The 19,004-nt window shown below is 56.6% G+C and carries 17 protein-coding genes and 2 pseudogenes; 14 read left to right on the forward strand and 5 right to left on the reverse strand.

Going from position 1 to position 19,004, the window contains the following annotated elements:
• The first annotated feature begins 303 nt into the window (after window positions 1-303).
• The gene (locus tag ACQ86N_RS04305; RefSeq protein ID WP_431214104.1) at window positions 304-1,902 is read left to right on the forward strand and encodes a hypothetical protein; all 1,599 of its coding nucleotides are present in this window, start codon (window positions 304-306) and stop codon (window positions 1,900-1,902) included.
• On the opposite strand, the gene ACQ86N_RS04310 is transcribed toward ACQ86N_RS04305, so the two are convergent.
• Window positions 1,883-3,466, reverse strand: a complete 1,584-nt coding sequence (locus ACQ86N_RS04310; protein WP_431214105.1) for a glycoside hydrolase family 43 protein — start codon at window positions 3,464-3,466, stop codon at window positions 1,883-1,885. The two genes, ACQ86N_RS04305 and ACQ86N_RS04310, sit on opposite strands and share 20 nt — an antisense overlap.
• A gap of 60 nt (window positions 3,467-3,526) precedes the next feature.
• On the opposite strand from ACQ86N_RS04310, the gene ACQ86N_RS04315 reads away from it, so the two are divergent.
• The 5 genes from ACQ86N_RS04315 to ACQ86N_RS04335 are packed head-to-tail and all read left to right on the forward strand — an operon-like array spanning window position 3,527 to window position 7,038.
• Entirely contained in the window at window positions 3,527-4,840 is a 1,314-nt protein-coding gene (locus ACQ86N_RS04315) for a serine hydrolase (protein WP_431214106.1), read from the forward strand.
• Between the two features lie 32 nt (window positions 4,841-4,872).
• On the forward strand, window positions 4,873-5,034 hold the full coding sequence (locus tag ACQ86N_RS04320; protein WP_431214107.1) for a hypothetical protein: 162 nt from the start codon (window positions 4,873-4,875) through the stop codon (window positions 5,032-5,034).
• Window positions 5,035-5,087: 53 nt separating this feature from the next.
• Window positions 5,088-5,393: a hypothetical protein gene (locus ACQ86N_RS04325; RefSeq protein ID WP_431214108.1), complete on the forward strand. Its 306-nt coding sequence runs from the start codon at window positions 5,088-5,090 to the stop codon at window positions 5,391-5,393.
• On the forward strand, window positions 5,390-6,229 hold the full coding sequence (locus ACQ86N_RS04330; RefSeq protein WP_431217984.1) for a serine hydrolase domain-containing protein: 840 nt from the start codon (window positions 5,390-5,392) through the stop codon (window positions 6,227-6,229). The genes ACQ86N_RS04325 and ACQ86N_RS04330 overlap by 4 nt, the downstream gene beginning before the upstream one ends.
• Window positions 6,230-6,243: 14 nt before the next feature.
• Window positions 6,244-7,038, forward strand: coding sequence for a hypothetical protein (locus tag ACQ86N_RS04335; RefSeq protein ID WP_431214109.1), 795 nt, complete (start codon window positions 6,244-6,246; stop codon window positions 7,036-7,038).
• A gap of 477 nt (window positions 7,039-7,515) precedes the next feature.
• Here the strand turns inward: ACQ86N_RS04335 and ACQ86N_RS04340 are convergent, their stop codons facing one another.
• The 4 genes and pseudogenes from ACQ86N_RS04340 to ACQ86N_RS04355 all read right to left on the reverse strand — a co-directional run bounded on the left by ACQ86N_RS04340 (window position 7,516) and on the right by ACQ86N_RS04355 (window position 12,611).
• Window positions 7,516-10,575 carry a glycoside hydrolase domain-containing protein gene (locus ACQ86N_RS04340; protein WP_431214110.1) on the reverse strand — a complete coding sequence of 1,020 codons (3,060 nt, stop codon included), beginning with the start codon at window positions 10,573-10,575 and terminating at the stop codon, window positions 7,516-7,518.
• The gene (locus ACQ86N_RS04345; RefSeq protein WP_431217985.1) at window positions 10,568-11,308 is read right to left on the reverse strand and encodes a glycoside hydrolase domain-containing protein; all 741 of its coding nucleotides are present in this window, start codon (window positions 11,306-11,308) and stop codon (window positions 10,568-10,570) included. The genes ACQ86N_RS04340 and ACQ86N_RS04345 overlap by 8 nt, the downstream gene beginning before the upstream one ends.
• On the reverse strand, window positions 11,232-11,534 hold the full coding sequence (locus tag ACQ86N_RS04350; RefSeq protein WP_431217986.1) for a glycoside hydrolase domain-containing protein: 303 nt from the start codon (window positions 11,532-11,534) through the stop codon (window positions 11,232-11,234). The genes ACQ86N_RS04345 and ACQ86N_RS04350 overlap by 77 nt, the downstream gene beginning before the upstream one ends.
• Window positions 11,428-12,611 (reverse strand): annotated as a pseudogene (locus ACQ86N_RS04355) (glycoside hydrolase domain-containing protein). Before ACQ86N_RS04355 ends, ACQ86N_RS04350 begins: the two are co-directional and overlap by 107 nt.
• Window positions 12,612-12,911: 300 nt before the next feature.
• On the opposite strand from ACQ86N_RS04355, the pseudogene ACQ86N_RS04360 reads away from it, so the two are divergent.
• From ACQ86N_RS04360 to ACQ86N_RS04395, 8 genes and pseudogenes are all read left to right on the forward strand, one after another.
• Window positions 12,912-13,388: pseudogene (locus ACQ86N_RS04360) on the forward strand (carboxypeptidase-like regulatory domain-containing protein); the annotation flags it as partial.
• Between the two features lie 52 nt (window positions 13,389-13,440).
• A complete protein-coding gene (locus tag ACQ86N_RS04365; protein WP_431214111.1) occupies window positions 13,441-15,360 on the forward strand; it encodes a SusC/RagA family TonB-linked outer membrane protein in 1,920 nt (639 codons plus the stop codon).
• A gap of 41 nt (window positions 15,361-15,401) precedes the next feature.
• A complete protein-coding gene (locus ACQ86N_RS04370; RefSeq protein WP_431214112.1) occupies window positions 15,402-15,854 on the forward strand; it encodes a hypothetical protein in 453 nt (150 codons plus the stop codon).
• Between the two features lie 18 nt (window positions 15,855-15,872).
• Entirely contained in the window at window positions 15,873-16,217 is a 345-nt protein-coding gene (locus ACQ86N_RS04375) for a hypothetical protein (RefSeq protein ID WP_431214113.1), read from the forward strand.
• Window positions 16,120-16,572 carry a RagB/SusD family nutrient uptake outer membrane protein gene (locus ACQ86N_RS04380; RefSeq protein ID WP_431214114.1) on the forward strand — a complete coding sequence of 151 codons (453 nt, stop codon included), beginning with the start codon at window positions 16,120-16,122 and terminating at the stop codon, window positions 16,570-16,572. Before ACQ86N_RS04375 ends, ACQ86N_RS04380 begins: the two co-directional genes overlap by 98 nt.
• On the forward strand, window positions 16,466-17,389 hold the full coding sequence (locus tag ACQ86N_RS04385) for a RagB/SusD family nutrient uptake outer membrane protein (protein WP_431214115.1): 924 nt from the start codon (window positions 16,466-16,468) through the stop codon (window positions 17,387-17,389). Before ACQ86N_RS04380 ends, ACQ86N_RS04385 begins: the two co-directional genes overlap by 107 nt.
• Window positions 17,390-17,419: 30 nt before the next feature.
• Window positions 17,420-17,896: a fibronectin type III domain-containing protein gene (locus ACQ86N_RS04390; RefSeq protein ID WP_431214116.1), complete on the forward strand. Its 477-nt coding sequence runs from the start codon at window positions 17,420-17,422 to the stop codon at window positions 17,894-17,896.
• A 151-nt stretch (window positions 17,897-18,047) separates the two neighbouring features.
• Window positions 18,048-18,773 carry an aryl-sulfate sulfotransferase gene (locus tag ACQ86N_RS04395; RefSeq protein WP_431217987.1) on the forward strand — a complete coding sequence of 242 codons (726 nt, stop codon included), beginning with the start codon at window positions 18,048-18,050 and terminating at the stop codon, window positions 18,771-18,773.
• Window positions 18,774-19,004 lie beyond the last annotated feature (231 nt).

Genomic DNA, 19,004 nt, shown 5'->3' on the forward strand with positions numbered 1-19,004 from the left:
CCCCCGGCGGCAGCGCCCGGTCGGTTTTCTATAAGCGGCACCCCAACACCCAGCTGGTACGGGACGCCTTCGCCGAGGACCTGAAAAGCTTCAGGACCATCTTCAAATTCGAGGACGTCGCCGCGCTCGAATCCGGCAACGGACTGGGATTCGCCGTCAACGGCACACTCAGCTGCAACCTGCAGATCCAGCGGTCCAATATCATCGCCACGGGTATCTCCGCCCTGAGCAGCCACCTGCCACTTGCCGGTAACACTCGACATCAGCCTTACCCCCAGTCTGACGGCGAACTTCAACGTTTCGGTGACGGACGATTTTGCCTACCTGCTGACCAAACTACCGGACGGGCGCTACCGGATCTGCGTCACCAAAAAGAAGACTACTTCAGAGAACGTTTCGCTCGGCGCGTCGATCGGTGTTCAGTTCGCCGACCCGACAACGCTCGGGCAGCAGGTCGGCGCCATCTGCGACAAAGTAATCCAGTCGGTGCTGGGCAACACCATCACCGAGATCAACACCGCAGTACAAAATTTCCGACAGGGGAAAAAATCACCGATTGTCGAAAAGCTGTTTAGTCTGTTCCACCTCGACCAGCTGCCGCAGCCCATCGACCTCCTCACCCCAAAACTCAAACAACTGGAGACGGATATTTCCAACACCGTCACGAAGCTGGCCACCGACAGCGTCCATCTTTCCTTTTCGTATCAGTATGGCCGCATCCAGGACGACCAGGAGATCCTCTCCATCCTGATCGGCGGCGACGACCTGAAGAACTACCATAGCGATCTGCTGAAGTTCAAGACCGGCGCGCTGCTCGACTCGATCCGAAAGAACGCGATACCCTATACGCTGGTCTCCTATCTGAACCAAAAGGTGCTGACCATCACCAAATCCTGGGGACTGGGTCTTACCCTCTTTGACTTCACCCTGCTGACCAGCAGCGACTATGAAAAGTCGACCACCAACGTCCAGACCGACCTTCAGGGAACCAACAGAAAAGTACAGATCGACAGGGAGAAGGGATACAAGTGGCGGCTGTTAAAGGCTACCGGCTCATGGAGCGGACAGATCAGCGCCGCCATGACCGATTTCTCACCGACTCCTACGCTGGAAAAATTCGGCTATACCTTCCTGTTGAATACGGTGTTGAAAGACCCCAGCGTCGGCGACAACGACCTCCGTTCATACCTCGACAGCGCCGCCGTCTGGATGGCGGTGAATCCCTCCGACATCGAAGGACTGGTGCAGAAATATGCGGCGGTAAAGGGGAAGGAAGTCCTTATAGAAGGCAAGCTGGTGTTCCCCGACAAGGTCATACGCACCCTGCTGCAGCAGATAGCCGCCGACGGCTGGGGGACGGCCAGCAAGAAACAGCTGCCCCGGGCAATGGGCGCGGCAATGACGTGGCTGCCCGACTATAGATCAAGGTCGAATATGCAGGCCCGGCAGGACATGTACGCGCCGCTGTTTGCTGAATACCTCGACAACCCCGACCAGGAGATAGAAGACCTGGCCTCCCTCGCCGAGACCGAGATACAGGGGCTTGGTGACGAAGACCACCTGGCCGAGTTCGAGGCCGATCGCGACAACTGGACCTTCGGCAATACCTTTGCCGGCGTCATCCGGAGCAACCCCGGACTGCAGGGCTGTCTGAAGAATTTTGTCACGGGCATGATCGATCTGCAGAATAAGATGGAGAAAGGCGCTGCATACACCGTTTTTGATCAGGCTTACGACAATATCAGGGACTGCCTGCAGTATTCGTTTGCTTCGATCACAGTGGGACGCTTCCTTCTGCTCTATGCCTCCGACCTCAATCTGTTAAAGGACGTGCGGCGTGTGCTGACCCTTAGCTACGGTCCCGACAACAACAGGACGGTGATCAGTTGCTCCGTCGTATAGTACGGGCTTCCACCCCTTCTTTGGTGATCTTTACGGGCTTTATCGTTCCGTCGGGGTCGAAATACATATGGTCGATACAGGTGACGCGGTGGTTGCCGTCGGTCTCTCCCAGCGGGCGGCGATGATAGACGATATAATAGTCGTCGGTCCCGGGAACATGGAGTATCGAATGGTGTCCGGCGCCGGTCGCGACGGCCATATCCTGCTGTAAGATCTTGCCGATACGTTTGAAGGGCCCGACAGGAGAGTCGGCTATGGCATAGGCAACAGAATAGTCGGGGCCGGTCCAGCCACCCTCGGACCACATGAAATAGTATTTGCCATTCCGCATGAACATATAGGGACCCTCGACATAGTGTTCGGGTGTTATCTCTCTGAACGTCGTCCCGTCGCCGAACGGCAGAAAGCCGGTGAAGTCGGATTTGAGCCTGGCGATATTGCAGTGCCGCCAGCCGCCGTAGATCAGATAGTTTTGTCCGTCCTTGTCCTGAAAAACGGCCTGGTCGATGGGCTGTGCGCCATTGTGGAATTTGTCGATCAGCGGGTGGCCGAGATAGTCCCTGTACGGCCCCTCCGGCTTGTCCGCTACGGCTACTCCGATGCCGCCGACCGACGAATCGTTCTGGATATCGTTGGCGCCGAAGAAGAAATAATATTTGCCGTCTTTTTTTGTGATCGCTGGAGCCCACATGGCGCGCTTTGCCCAGCGGATGGCGGTAGTGTCTAAAATATTCCTGTGCTCCTGCCAGTGGATCAGGTCGGTCGAAGAGAACGCGTCGAAATGGACCTGGTCTTTATATTTAGCCGAGTAGGTAGGGTAGACCCAATACGTCTTGCCAAAGATGGCGGCTTCGGGGTCGGCATACCAGCCTTGAAAGATGGGATTGCCGGAGGTCGGCGGCGCGGGCGTTTGGGCTGAGGCGAGCCTAACGGTCACCCAGACTAAAGTTGCCGCAATAGAGAGGAAGAAGATCCTCTTCCCATGGTGTCTTGCCCAGTGCGGATAGACGGGGACGGTCCGGCCATCAGGCAGGGTCTTTCGCGTATACGCGAAGATATATCCGATGATCAGCCCGAAAAGCCCTCCGAAGACGGCGCAGAAATATCCGAGGACGATCCAGCCCATATGCGTCCGCTCGGGGCGCGAAAGCTCTCTTATCCGTTGCTGTTTGAGGTCTTCGGCCTCGTCGCGCGTAATGGCCTGCCCCCTTTCTGCCAGTAGCTGTTTGGCCAGGGCGTAGTCGAAATGCCCCCATTCGTCCGGTTTGGCGATGATGTCTTTCAACTCTTCGTTATTGAACGATAATAAATAATAGCCGGGATCGACGTCGTGTAGGTGTTGACGGTAGTATTTTTCAAGCGACTCGTGGGCCCGGTCGAAATCCCGCGACCGCAGTTTGAGGTGGATCGTAGGCTCGACGACGTTGGTGACAAAACTTGGGTTGAAATTAGGGTTCTCGTCGACTATCTCCGAAGGAATGCCCAGCTCCGTTAGCTGTCCCGCGATAGTTTGGGCCAGCTGCGGATCGTTGAATTTCTGGAAGGTCTGGTAGTCTTCACTCATATAAACCGAAAATTACGTTATTTTAGACCAAATAATGAATATGAGAACCAACCCCTCCCGGTGCGACTGCTGCTGTCCGTCTGGCTTCTTTTGCCCTGCGTCCTTTTCGCGCAGACCCCATCTTTTGTCACCGACAGCCTCGACTCCTACGTGCGTCAGGGTATGAAGGACTGGCAGGTGCCGGGGCTGGCACTGGTCATCATAAAGGACGGAAAAGTGGTCGTTGCAAAAGGGTATGGAGTGAAAGACCTGAAGACGGGCGAACCGGTGGACGAGAACACGCCCTTCATGATCGCCAGTAATACGAAGCTGTTTACCGCTACGGCGCTTGCTCAGCTGGAGTACGACCACAAGTTGTCTCTGGACGACAAGGTCTCCAAATACATCCCCGACTTTCGGTTATTCGACCCGGTTGCCAGCCAGTTGGTATCCATACGCGATATCCTCAGCCACCGTATCGGCACAAAAACTTTTCAGGGCGATTTTACTTTCTGGAACAGCAACCTTAGCCGGGAGGAGATCATCCGCCGTATCCGGCTGCTAAAGCCGTCGCGTCCCTTCCGGCAGACCTGGGGATACTGCAACAGCTGTTTTCTGACGGCGGGACAAATCATCCCGAAAGTTGCGGGCAAGGCCTGGGAAGACTATATACAGGACAGCCTGCTAACGCCGCTGCAGATGACCAACACCTATACGAGCCTGCGGCTGGTGCCATCCACGGTACGACTGCCCACGCCATATACCACTGCCTTTACCGGAGACCTGCATCCGGTACCGCCTGACCACTGGGACAATCTCGGACCCGCCGCCGACCTGATCAGTACCGTCGCCGACCTCAGCCACTGGCTGCAGTGTCAGCTGGACAGCGGGCGCTGGCAAGGAACGAGGGTGGTTCCCTTCCAGGCGATGCTCGCCACGCGCGACATCAACTCCCTGATGACGAGCCGCAAGTCTTCCGAAGTTCCGCAGAACTTCATGGGCTATGGCCTCGGCCTCGTCGTCAGCGACTACAACGGCCACCAGACCTACTGGCATACCGGCGGAGCCGCGGGGATGGTGAGCATCCTGACGTTCATTCCCGACGAACGCCTTGGGCTGGCCATACTCACGAACCAGGACAACCAGGATTTTTTCGTCCTGCTGCGGCACCAGATACTCGACGCCTATCTCGGCGTCCCTTACAGGAACCGAAGCGCTGCCGCCCTTCCCGGTTTCCGCCGGGTGATGAAGGACACGCTGGCCACGATCAACGGCTGGAAGGCCCGCGTTACCGGCGCGAAGCCTCCGCTGCCTTTATCCGCCTACACCGGCCACTACAGCAATCCGGTATATGGTTCGATGGATATTCGTCAGAATGGGGGGCGCTCGCGCTGAAGTTCAACAGTCACGACAACCTGACCGCGAAGATGGAGTATATGGACAATGGGGAGTGGTTATTGTCCTACGACAATATCGAGTATGGCATCTATTCGACGAAGTTCATTGTGAAGGATGGAAAGGTGACGGGTGTGGAGACAAGACAGAGTGATTTTGTGGAGTACGATGGATATACGTGGAAGAAGGAGTAGAGAACATTAAACTTTTTTCACCCCCGTCAGTCTATTACTCCAAACCATCTTATATGAGGCTACCGGGAGTATACCTAATACTACTATTGAGCGTCGCCGGCGTCGGCCGCGTCAGCGCGCAGGATCGCTGGGGGAAGCTGGACGACTGGATGGCGGATAACGCGAAGGAGATGGGTGGCCGGGCCATCCTCGTGGTGTATAAGGATGGTAAGGTAGCGTATATGAGGTCGGTGAATGACATGAGCCGCCGGCAGAAGATGGTCACCAAGTTCATCAGCAGACGCCGGGGAAGGAAACGGATCCGGGCGACTATACCATTGAGAGCCGGCAGCCCATTGCGAGCTGCAGCAAGTGGCTGAGCGCCGCGCTCGTGATGACGTTTGTGGACGAGGGGAGGCTGGACTTAAATGACACGGTAGGAAAATATCTGCCGGTATTGTCGGAACACGGAAAGGGCGGGATCACGGTTCGCGAATGTTTGTCCCATCTCACGGGCATCAACGAGCCACCGCTGAAGCAGTCGATAAAGGAAATGAGAAACATCGCCAGCATGGACCAGGCGATAGCGACCATCGCGGACATGCCCATGGAGGGCCAGCCGGGAAAAGTATTTCACTACAGCAGTGCCGGTCTTCAGATCGCGGGAGCCATTCTGGAAAAGATCGGCGGGAAGTCGTTTGAGACGCTTTTCGCGGAGCGCATCGCGCAGCCGCTGGAGATGAAGAATACGGATTTTGGAAAGGGACCGGTAGCAATGCCCGCGGGCGGCGCGGGGAGCACGCCGGAAGACTATATGCATTTTCTGGTGATGATACTCGACAAGGGAATGTATAAGGGGCATCGGATTCTCAGCGAAACAAGCATAAATGAGATGCAGATCAACAGGATCACTCCGGACGTGACCATCGCGTATTCACCGGCGCAGGCGCTTGGCCTCAACGGTCTCGGGTATGGCTACGGCGAGTGGATCATGGGGACGGCGGTGACGAGTCCGGGTCTGTTCGGCAGTTTCCCGTGGGTGGACAGGGACAAAGGCTACTGCGCATTTCTGATGACGGTGTATATTAAGAACGACGGACGCGGCGAAAGATATACAACATTAAAACAGCTCGTCGGAGAGGCCACTGGAGCCCAGCCGGTAAATAAATTGTTAAATAACGAGCCGTTATCGTCATCCCGGCAGGTGCCGCGTTAGTTTGGTAGCCGCAAATGAAACAGGCAAAACTTCTGCTCCTCATCTTATTTTCATGCGTCGCGGCGGAATCGCAAAACGTCCGCCTGACCGGTACCATCTACGACGCTTCCGCGCGTTTTACCCTGCAGGGCGTCAGCGTAGTCGGGACCTCGGGCAAGGGAACCACCACCGACACCCTCGGACGCTACAGCATCAGCCTCCCCGCGGGCGATAGCGTATCCTTTTCCTATCTGGGCCGGGCTACGGCAAAAATACCGGTAAAAGAGATCCCGGAGGGAATCCCCTTCGACATGAGCCTGGACATTGCGGTCGACTCGCTGCCTGCTGTATTCGTTCGTTCACACAACTACCTGCTGGACTCCCTGGAGAACCGAAGGGAATATAAAAAGGTATTCGACTATGACAAGGGTTATGTCGACGGACTTAAATCGGGCCGCGGTGGCCGCGGTCTGGGCGTTGGGATCGATTTCGACATGCTGCTCGACGGAAGGAAGAACAGACAGATGCTGGCGCTGCAGAAAAGACTGGAATACGAAGAGGATGAAAAATATATCGACCACCGCTGGAACAGGTCCCTGGTACACCACATTACCGGGCTGGACACACCGGCGATCGATACATTTATGAGGGCGTACCGTCCTACTAAGGAATTTATCCTCAGCTGCGAGACTGAATACCAGTTCGATCACTTTATCCAGGAATGGGGGAAGTATTTTGCCGACGACTGGGTAAAAAGCCACGCGATGGCATCCGATTCTACCGCTCCAGAAATAGCCTTCAACAACTCGTCCTCGCGGCGCAGGTCCTGATCGGCGGGATATGGCTCGCCGACACCGAGATTCTCGGGCCATTGCTTCGCTGCGGCGACGAGCCGCTTCGCCTTATCAAACTGGCGCTTTTGAACGCATTCTTCGGCTTGTGCCAGCAACGCATCACGATACACGTCGTGGGCGACGGTGGCGCCTTCGAATGGAATAATCGTCAACTTGCGCAGAACCCCGACACTGGTGGCGTATTGTCGGCTGGCCAGGAGTGACCTGGCATACAACAGACCCATGATATAGTTGTCGGGATGTGATGAATAGAAGTTTCCCGCCAGTGCAACGGCGTGGGATATATTTCCATGCACCAGCTCATACTCCGCAAGCAGTTTCGTATACCTCCATGTCGGATCGAGCGCAACTGCCTTCTCAAGGTCCGCCTCGGCGCCCGAAGAATCCAGCACCGCGCGGAATGCATAAAAAGGCGCGAACGAAGGACTCAGCCCCGCTACCAGCCGCCGCGCTTCATCGAGTCTGTTGCGGTCTCTGTAGATCAACGCCAGTTGGTATCGAAGCAGCCACGACGAGCCCTTGCCAACCATGGACTCGAGCACGGCCGCTGTTTCCGAACGAAAGGAAAAGCCCGCACCGGATCGAGCGCCGTCGTATCCAGCGGCTCGAGTGCGTAAGCCAGGCCTGCCAGATCTTCACCTCGGCCACCGGCGGAGCAAGCGCCAGTACGCGGATGGCATCGCCGGAAAGCCCGCAGCCATGATACCAGATGGCCAGCTCGAGGTAGGTCTCCTGCGGCAGTTCGTTGCGGATCAGCGCCGTGACGGCTGCGCCTTCGTTTTCGAATCTCGCGAAATGATTTAGGTGGATCCAGCGTCGCAGCAGCGTCGCCAGCGTCGAGCGCCACGAGCGGGAATCCCCGCGCTGACGCGCAATCACGGCCTGCAATTGAAGCGCGTCCATATTCTGCGGCTGCGCCACAAGCGCTTTTTCGGCAGACACGGCCGCCCGGGGCCAATTTCCGGAAATCAAATACAGCCGTGCCAGCTGCGTATACGCCGCACTCCTCCAGGCCGGACTCAGGCTCGCGATGTCAAATCCATCGGCGGCGTCCGCATTCTTCCCCAATTGCATATTCACGAGCCCATAAATAAAATTGGCGCCGCCGTCTTCGGTATTGACGCTAAGCGCGCGCCGCGAGTAATCCAGCGCCTCCGCATACCGCATATTGCGATACAGCAGCCCGGCCTTCTTCACCAGCGCCGGCAGCAGCCACGCGTCCCGCAAAAGCGCGCTGTCGAACGAAGCCTCCGCTCCCGCATAGTTCTTCTGGTCCATATCCTCACACCCGGCGAGGTAGTGGCCGTAAGCCGAAGTCCAGTCAAAATTCGCGGGTGCGTCGACCGGACGCGACAAGTCACCCGCCGTCGGAGACGAAGACCAGGTTAGTAGCTGGCGTCCGAGGGTGGCAGTCAGCGAATCCGGGCCCGCCAAAGAGAACGAATCTACAAACAACTGCAGCGGCGCCAGATGCAACGCCCTGAGATAAGAACCGACCCGCAGCGTATCGTCGATCGCCTGCGTCGGTGAAAGCGGATCTTCACCCAACCCCCTTCCCGCACGATATTCAGCGCGCCGACATCGCTGGCCGACACGATTCCGCGCGTGCCCAGCACCGGATACCAGTACTCCTTCCAGCTGTCCGTCTGGAAAGGCGCCAGGCCGAGGTGCTTGAAAGGCGTCAGGCTGCTCTTCTCCCGTATTTTGATTGAACAGGCGGCCCGACTGCAGCTCCACATACTGGCCGTCTGTGTCGGTGAGCAGCCGATCCCAGATCATCCCCTGCCGCGAGAGCCCCCAGATCCAGATCTTCTTCCCGGCCTTGTCATCGTGTGTGCCATACCTCACCATGCCGTAGTCGTCGTTATGCCAGTAGGCCCCGGCGAAATCGGTATACTTGCCAAAGACGTGATATGACTTGTATCCGCCAAAATCATTGTTCTTATAGAAGGCGACGTTCTTCCCGTTGGCAGGATTGATTGGCCAGCTGCCATATTCGCCGTTATGACCGAGGTATTTGTTGCCGGGATACACGAACTCCAGGTCGCCATCCGCCTTGAGACCCGCGTTCATCCAGTGATAATAGGGCTGGTAGAGTGGCGTGGCATTGTACCAGAACGAGCGGGTCGTAAAATAGGCCTTGTCGGCGGGCAAGCGGATCTCCACGCGCCAATAGCTGCGGGTCAGCAGGTCGAGCGTGCCGATAAAACAACTGACGCTGCCGTCGTCGTTGGTCCGCGTCAGGTAGTCCACCGGCGTCGCGCAGTTGGGGGTATGGCCGATGATGCCGTAGTTGGCTTCCAGGCCGCCGCTGGTCCAGGGGCCCCGCATAGCGATATCGCGGAACTTGACCGCGTGGTTGTAATAAAGGAAGGGCTTGTTCGTCGACTTCTCGATGGCAGCCCAGACCTTGCCGCCAATTTCGGGAAGGATCAGCAGGCGTATCCACTGGTTCTCCAGCTCCACGACCTTCCATTGTTTGTCGACGGCCTTGGTCGTGAACCCGTCATAACGGAAATACGGATATACCGCCGTGTTCATCGGGATGGGGCTGGGGTCGGAAAATGGATAGGTCGGGAAGTCTTTTTTATATTCCTGAACTTTAGCGACTGCCGGTGCGGCTTTGATGATCAGCAGCCAGCCTTTTCCTTTACCGACGCTGATCGCGTCGCCCGGCCGGAAGTCCGCCGCGGGCTGGAAATTGCGGATCGCCGGCGCCTCGATCACGGCGCGGGAAGAGTCGATGCCCAGCCGCGCCCAGTCGATCTTAAGCCTGACGGTGGTGTCGGATAAGGCCCAACTCGCGATCGCGACGAGGGCAGCGTTCCGCCTCTTATAAACGGTAGAGAGAATGTTATTATTAGTGGTCGACACAGGACAACGCCCACTCCAATACCCAATCATCTCCGTCCCCTTCATCCCAAACTCATCCCATACTTTCCATATGGCCCGCGGGTCCGCATTATCCGACCAGGGCATCCGGTTCGTCATCCCATAGACCATTCCCCGCCAGGGGTTGCCGCCGTCCTGCAGCATCTCGCCCATGAGCCCAAACGGTATTCCGCTAACTTCAGTCAGAAAAAAGGAAGGATCGTTCTTCTCATAGTCGAAATATTCCCCGAACCACAGCCGGTTGAGATAGGGGAAATGCTCCATATAGAGATTGGCGCTGTTGTTGAAACCGTCGCTCTTGTTGTACTGGTTGGCGGAGTGGAGGTCGATGATACCGGGGTGCCCGTCGCGGGTCAGGACCCGTTTGATCCGCTTCATCGTCACGCGATCAAAGGCTACATCGTCCAGATAGATGCCGTCGATCCCGACATTCTGCACCAGCCAGTTCATCCCCTCCACATAATAGTTATGCCAGCGCGACATGCCGCTGTTGATCAGCGCCGCATCCTTTATCTCCGGGACGAACCACGCGGGGATATAGTCGTCGCCAACGTGCTCCTGGAGCCAGCTGAAACCTCCGCCCTTACCGGGTGAATAGATCTCGTGGCCAAGGCTACGCATCGGGAAAAAGTTCCCAGGCCCTGTCCGACAATTCACGGACCGTGTTATAGATCTTGACCTTTAACCCCTTTGCATGCGCCTCGTCGATATAGTTTTTCATCGCCTTCCACTCGATAAAGGGATAGTTGATCCAGGGATTGATCGGCGTCGCGTGATGAATATTGACGACGGTGGCGCCGGTAGCCGCAATGCTGTCGATCTTATTATAGCGGTGATAAAAACGCGTTGCCCACTGGAAGTCGGTATTGATAGTATGGAAAGGTGTGATCAGGAACGTAACATTATAATATAGCGTGTCGCCCTTCTTCATCGCGCGGCTGCCGCTGTAGTTATGGACAAGGAATGAATTCTCGTTGGTCGACATGCTGATACCGCCTTTTTCTTCGTTGCCCCAGCTGGAGGGCAGCAGCAGCGGTTTCTGCAAGTAGAAATTGGTGTTCAGCGGCCGCGAGTACTTTTCGTCGCGGAGCGAATACTGCAGACCCGCGTTGACCGAGCCGATCCATGCGCCGTCCTGGTTCTTCGTCGCCACCTGCCATTTCCAGTCAAAACTATCCGGACAGTCGCCGCCCTTTCTCCCGAGTCCCATCATATACCGCGCCATCGTTTTCTTAAAAGGCATGTTCAGGCTGATATCGTCAAACGAAACCGCTTCATTAGCGACCAGTCTTATCTGGTACTGGAGGTAGCCGTCGAACTCCAGATGGGCCGAGGTCAGTACACCGGACCCCATCACCGGTAGCCGTCGTTGTCCACTCTACTGTTCCCGCTTCTTTTTTGGTAAACACGACCGGATCATACTGCAGCGCACTAACCCCCGCAATATCAAAGGACAGAGGAGCACTGAGCAGATCACTCGGCGTGGCGCCAATCCCCGTCATCTCGGGAGTGAAGAAAGTCTGTATCTGGGCGGGCAGGCCGGACGGCGCCAGCGTCAGGCGGCGACCCAGCAGTGAGATCGTGTTGCCTTCCAGCTTTCAGGTCGGTATAGGGAGCGATCACCGTATTCTCCTGCATCAGGGTAGAGTTCAGCCATTTCAGCCGGGTTTGTTCTTCGGGCTGACCGATACCGCCGTCATCGAGGATGGTCTGGTTGATCTGAAGCGTGATGGGGACCTTCGTCTGGGCGGCGTCTGCGGGTGAGATAGTGACGGTGCCCTTGTAAATACCGGCAGGAATATCCTTTGGTATATCCGCCAAACACCAGAGTGCCTGCACCTGGCCGGCCGGGACATCGACTGTTTTTTCAAATGACTTTCCCGTATAGTCGACCCCGTTAGTGTTTAGGCAGGATAGGGAACCTGCCGGAATCGTTGCGTCATTTTCTCCGAGAAGATCGCTGAAGGTAAGGTGTAGACTGGATATTGGTTTCAGAGTGTAAATCCCCAGCTGAAAAGAATAATTCTCCCCCGCGAAGCGGTCCCCGCAAAAGTAGCACGATACCCACGGCTCGTCCATCGCTGAGGCAACCGGTCCCTCATTCGTATGGGATAGCGCCGGTCCTCGGGGAAGACGAGATATTCCTTCTGTCCGCTGGCTTTTATGATGGCAGCGGTCTCTCCAGGCGTCGCGATCACCTGCATCGGCGAATAACTATTGAAAGAGTCGATGGGTTCGATGGACCTGCATACCGCAGTAGCCGGTGTTCCCGCCGGCTTCCAGTCACCGGCAAGAGGAGGGAGATAGACGCCCTTCGGATAATTGCTGCGGCCTTCATTCCGGTAGGGCATATAATAGACATAGTAGAGCCCTTTGCCGGAGGGCACCTGAAAGGTGACCTCCCCCGATGCATTGCTGATGGCGCCGACGGCAACACCGGAAACAAGAGCGCCCGTACTGCTGTCCTGCACGATGATCCTTTTCTGTTCGGGATGCACGTCGGGCCGGCGCCAGGGAATCACAACGCGGGTGTACTGGCCGTCGGATGTGACGGCGACAACGGCGCGGATATTGCCGAGAGAATCGGCGTTCCATTTTGGCTGGGCTTGCAGTGTAAGAGCCGTGCAACAAACAATGACAGAGAGTATTCCTTTCATGTACAGCTGAATTTTGGATGCTCTAAGGTAAAGGAGGCGTTTCGGGCAAAAAATGCGCAAACGTTTGCGCGAAAATATCAAACGTTTGCATTGACCCAAAACGCCGACCCGTCGCGGTCCCCGAATTTTTTTAATAAAGAAAACCTCTACTTTTATTTCGACCAAAACTATAATTGTATGAGAACGGTTTCCCTTCTTAGCTTATTCCTTCTAATGCTCTACGCAACCTTATCCGTCAGCGCGCAGACTAAAGTTACCAAAGAAATTACGGGTACTGTGACAGACGCCAAAGGCGTGGCGATGTCCGGTGTGTCGATCAACGAAAAAGGAACACAGCGGGGTACTGTGACCGACGCCAACGGATTCTTCAGGCTTCGTGTAACAGGCAAGTCGCCGGTGCTGGTGGCCAGCTATGTCGGCTACGAAGACCAGGAGATGAAGGTCGGCAGCCTGACCATCCTGACATTCGCGATGCAGGAAAGCACAAAAAAACTCGAGGAGATGGTCGTTATCGGTTATGGCGCGCAGAAGCGCAAGGACCTTACCGGATCGGTCAGCTCCATCAGCGCCGACCATATGAACCTGGGAGGCACCAGCGGCAACGTAGGGCAGGCCATCGCGGGCCGCGCGGCAGGTGTGCAGGTGCAGCAGTCCGATTTTTCGCCGGGCGCCGGGATGAATATCGTCGTGAGGGGCGGCAACTCCATTAATACGTCTAACCAGCCGCTGTATGTCATCGACGGCTTTACCTCCGACAACGGGTCTTATATCAACCCGAACGATATCGAGAGCATACAGGTATTGAAAGACGCCTCCGCAACCGCTATCTATGGCGGCGCGCGGCGGCAACGGCGTCGTCATGATCACCACAAAAAAGGGCAAGACCGGCAAGATGCTGGTCGACGTCGACAGTTCCGCCGGCACCCAGAGACTGACCTACAAGCCTTCGCTGATCAGCGGCAGCCAGTACCAGTCGATACAGAATGCGATCGCTGTGGAGAACGGCACTACCCCGCCTTTCAATGCCAGCTTCCCCAGCACCAACACCGACTGGTATGGCCCGGCGACGCGGAACGCCACGATCCAGAACCTCAGCGTCAGCGCCAGCGGCGGCGACCGGAATGGCCATGTCTATATCAACGGCAGCTATATGAAGCAACTGGGCGTACTTCGCAATACGGATCTCAACCGCTACAGCGCCCGTATCGGCGCGGACAGGACGGTCAGCGACAAGATGAAGGTCGGCGGCAACGTCTACATCGCGAGCAGCAACTCCGATGTTCAGAAATATTCCGGCGATATCACCGCGCCGTTGTATTCGATACTGACCTATGGTACCAATATCCCCGAGTTCAACAAGGACGGCAGCTACTACCGTCTGAACGGAAAGGACAACCCCATGGCCACCCTGCTGCTGCCGACCAATACCTCGGGTAACAAGCTCGTCAATGGCAATATCTTCCTCGACTACGATATCATCAAACACCTCACCTATCATGTCAGTGTCGGCGGGGAATTCTCGCAGACCACCAACGGCCAGTACCTGCCCCTTTCGCTGGTTGCGGGTCAGGCCAACGGCGGCGTGGCCTCCGAGCAGATGTTTACCACCGAGAGATGGCTGGTCGAGCAGTACCTGACCTATAAATACGTTATCGGCGACCATTCCTTCACTGCGCTGTTCGGTACGACCAACCAGAAGGACATTCTGCAGTCGTTGCTCGCGGGCAGCAAGGGCTACTCCACGGACGTGTTCCTGAATAACAATCTGGGCGCGGGCGCTACGAGTTACCCGGCGCCGGGCAGCTACAAGGACGAGATCAAACTGAGCAGCTATTTCGGCCGTCTCAACTATTCTTATAACGACAAGATCCTGGCGACCTTCACCCTGCGTGACGACATATCATCAAGGTTCGGAGCGAACTACCGGCACGGTCTTTTCCCTTCCGGCGCGCTGGCCTATCGCTTCACGGACGAGGGCTTTATCAAGGACAGCAAGGTGATCTCCAACTTAAAAGCCCGTGCCAGCTATGGCGTTACCGGTAATGACCGCATCGGCAACCATTCCTATCTCCCCACCTTTACGCCGTACAATACCGTGTTGTCCGACGGCAGCACCTTGTCTACGGGTATCGAGCCTTCGGGTCTGGCCAACCCCAACCTGAAATGGGAGAGCACGGCGCAGTTCGACTTCGGCGTGGACCTCGGCTTTGCCAACAACAGGGTCAACGCGACCGTCGACTACTATCACAAAAAGACCAAGGACCTGCTGCTGGCGGTGCCCGTAGGGCAGTGGTGGGGCTTCGGCTCGCAGACGGCCAACGTTGGATCCGTGCAGAATCAGGGCGTCGAACTGGGCATCAATACCGAAAATATCAGCGGGAAGGATTTCTCCTGGAACACCACCTTCAATATTGCGTACAATCGGCAGAAGGCCCTGTCGCTGGCCCCCAGCATCGCCTTCATCAGTAGTATCACGGCCAACCCCAGCGGCGTCGTTTCCGCGCAGGAATTCACCAGACTGGTGCCGGGAAGAGAACTGGGTGAGATCTACGGCTACAAGTACCTGGAGTCATCAAGACCGGCGACCAGCATACGACCGAGCCCAACGCCAAACCGGGCGACCCGCTGTTCGAGGACGTCAACCACGACGGCAAGATCACGCCCGATGACCGCACCTATCTGGGCAATACCAATCCGCACTGGATCGCGGGCTTCAGCAATGATTTCCGCTACAGGGGGATCGACCTGAGCGTCTTCTTCCAGAGTGCATTCGGATACCATCTGTACGACATGAACAGACTGGTACTGGAGTCCACTACGGGCGCAGCGGCGCTCGACCGGTGGGTGGCAGGTACCCACGAGAGTACCAGCGTGCCGAGGCAGGGCTATTTTCTGACTACCTATGGCAGCTATGTCAACTCGCGATTTGTCGAGAATGCGTCCTATGTCCGGTTGAAACAGGTGTCTCTCGGCTATACCCTGCCCGAAAGCCTGATCCGCCGCCTGCATTTCTTCGAAGGCATCCGGATCTATGCTACGGGTCAGAACCTTTGGACCATCACCGGGTATAAGGGTACGGACCCCGAGGTCAACGTTCACGCCGGCAACAATCCTGTGGGCGGCAGCCTTTCCGGATCGGCTGTCGTCAACGGTACCGTCAGCAATATCGCCGGCGGCCTCGACTTCAACTCATTCCCCGCATTCCGCACCTATACGGTGGGTTTAAAACTGACTCTCCACTAAAATTCAAACTCTGCAGATATGAAAAGATATTTTGCTCTTGTTGCGGCTGTGCTATTCCTCGGCGCCTGTAACAAATCGCTGGACCCGAAAGTATACAGCAGTCTTACCAGTACCAACGCATTCGTCACCAAATCCGACGCGATCGCCGCCGTCAACGCCGTCTATGCCCGTCTGAAGGGGCCAAGCGTGGGCGACAACTTTACCTACTGGACCGTGCGCCATTTCGCGCTGACCGATCTGTCGACCGATATCGGTCACTGCAGCTATGGCGGCGACCCGGGACAACTCTCGCTGGGGCAAGTGGAATTCCGCGAACGGTCTCATCGGCCAGGACTGGCAGTACGCCTACAAGTTGGTCTCTGACGCGAACAACGCGATCTATAACATCAGTTCGATGACGGGTATCACCGACGCCGAGAAGTCCCAGTTCCTTTCAGAGATCAGGTTCTGCCGCGCCGTGGCTTACAGCGATCTGACCGATGCTTTCGGGCCGGTGATCCTCGCTACCGAGAAAGACCTCGGCGAGCCCCAACTACACGGGCCAGCCGAAGCCGTCTCCCGTCGCCAGTGTCGACAGCCTGCTGGTCAGCGATCTCACGGCCGCCGCCGGTGTGCTGCCCCTCAACTACCAGAACAATCCGATCTATTCCACCAACGACGTGGGTCGCGCCACGAAGGGTGCGGCGCTCACGCTGCTGGCCAAGCTCTACCTGCGTGAAAACAACTGGCAGAAGGTAGTCGACCTTACACAGCAGGTCATGAACCTCAACACCTACAGTCTGTTTCCTTCCTATCTGGGGTTATTCAGTGAATCCAACAAATGGTGCAGCGAGAATATCTTTTCGGTGCTCTGTGACGCCAACACCAACGGAGCCGAGCTGATGAACCACTTCGGACCGCTGAACCACCCCGTGGTACAGAACCGCTGGCAGTACTATGCCGTGACCTGGGATTTCTGGAACAGCTTCGACACCGTGGATGACCGGAAATGGTGTTTCTATCCGGTGTATAAAGGAGTGGATGACCTGATCTACAAGCAGGGGCCGACGCTGACCGCGACCGCGCCTCCCGGATTCAGCTATATGGCCGATATCGCCACGAAGAAATACGCCGACTCGCTGGGTTCCGTGACCTCTTACTACGATGGTCACAGCGTGGACATCCTGCGCTATGCTGACGTTCTGCTGAGCAGGGCAGAGGCGCTCAACGAACTCAACGGACCTAACGCGGAGGCTTTTAGCCTGATCAATCAGGTAAAGGGACGTTCGCACGCGAAACTGCTGGATCCGGCGGGAGGATATACAAAGGATAGTTTTCGGGACGCGCTGCTGAAAGAAAGGGGCTGGGAGTTTTTCTATGAGGGCAAGCGCCGGGCCGACCTGATCCGCATGAACAAATACGACGTTCTCGTCAACGCCTACCTCACGCGCGTAGGACAGACTCCCGCGATCTCGTTGCCAAAGAATAAATATTTCCCCTACCCACTGAGCCAGGTACAGGTGAACCCCAATCTGAGCAATGCCGACAGACAATGATGAGAAATTTTGCGATAGGTTGTATGGTGCTTGCCGCCAGCTCGCAGATACGGCGTTGGCGGCGCCGTTAAGGAGATCCATATCGGAAGGCACCATAACAACGCCCTTCAGATAGAAGTGGACGCTTCGACGGCGGACTCTGTCGACGCCTATGTTCGCTACTGGCCGGATAGCGCGGGAGAGGCAGCGGCTTTGTCGTCGCCTTCTTCGCCGAAGGGCCTGGAGCACCGGATGGTCCTGCTGAACCTGGTGCCGGGTACGAAGTACTCTTATCAGGTGGTGGCCGGCGGCGTGGCGACGAAGACATATGGGTTTGCTTCCCCCGTGTTGCCGATGTGGTTGCAGGAGCAGTTCAAATACAGCAGTGATTCGCTGGCGCTGATACCGCAGGTCTTTAAGGAAGGGTTTATGCTGCTGAACAAAAGGGAGACGCCCGGCGTCGACTATATCGTCGACTACAAGGGCCGCATCCGCTGGTACCACGAAGCTGGACGGGACGGGTTTTAAGGTGACGCATTTTACCCGCGACCATACAGTGTTGTCCATCCTCGGGGAAGAACGACGAGCCGACCAGCTACGGCAGCGAGATCCCGGAGATCGATCTGACGGGAGATACGGTGAGATACCTTCCTAGGGGACGGGTGACCTTCGGTATTCGATCCACCACGAGATCCTGAAGGATTCGCTGGGGCGGTATCTGACCTTGTTCGTAGACCAGCGGCTGCTGGACCTGCGCCCGGTCGGCGGCGGCGCCAGTGATACGGTCAACGGCGACGGCATCCTGATACTGGATTCAACGGGAAAGGCGCTCTGGCGCTGGAGCGTGTTCGACGTGGTCGACCCGCTGCGCGACCCGCATTTGCTAAAGACCCGGCGGGACTGGATGCACGCGAACAGCCTCAACTTCGACAGGGACGGAAATTTCATCGTTAGTTTTTATAACAACGGACAGATCTGGAAGGTCGACGCGCATTCGGGGAAAGTGCTGTGGAAATTCGGGAAGGGCGGGGACATCGCGATGCCGGCGGAGTGCAAATTTACGCAGGCCCACGCCGTGCATATCAACCCTTCGGGGGCGCTGATGTTCTTCGACAATGGGGTCGAGAACAGGCTGTCAGAAGTATTTGCGGTACGGCTGGACGAAGCCCGACACAGCGCCGATATGGACCTGCACGTCAAGCTGCCTCCGGATATTTACAACGACCGGATGGGCAGCGCGTATATGATCACCGACAGCACGGTATTGTGCTGCAGCAGTAAGAGAAAGATCACCGTCCTGGTCAACAGGAAGGGAACCCTGCTATGGGATATGGAGACGGCGATACCGCCCTACCGGGTCGAATTTTTAAAGAAACAACAGGTGGCGCCCTGGCTGGTGCCGTGATAGTATATGAAAAAGTTACTAGTTGTCGCGGGAGGAGTTCTGGCTTTTGGGCCTGTACCAATGGGGTGAGTGAAGTTCCGCCGAAGGCGGCTGTCGTCGACGCCGTGCTTACCGTTGATACCTCCGCTATCCCGAATGATAAATTTGGAGAGCTGGTTCGCTATGGCAAGGAGTTAATGTACAACACGGCCTACTATATCGGTCCCGAGGGGGTCAACGGTCACTATACCC

The sequence above is a fragment of the Puia sp. P3 genome (assembly GCF_050632245.1).
Lineage (GTDB): Bacteria > Bacteroidota > Bacteroidia > Chitinophagales > Chitinophagaceae > Puia.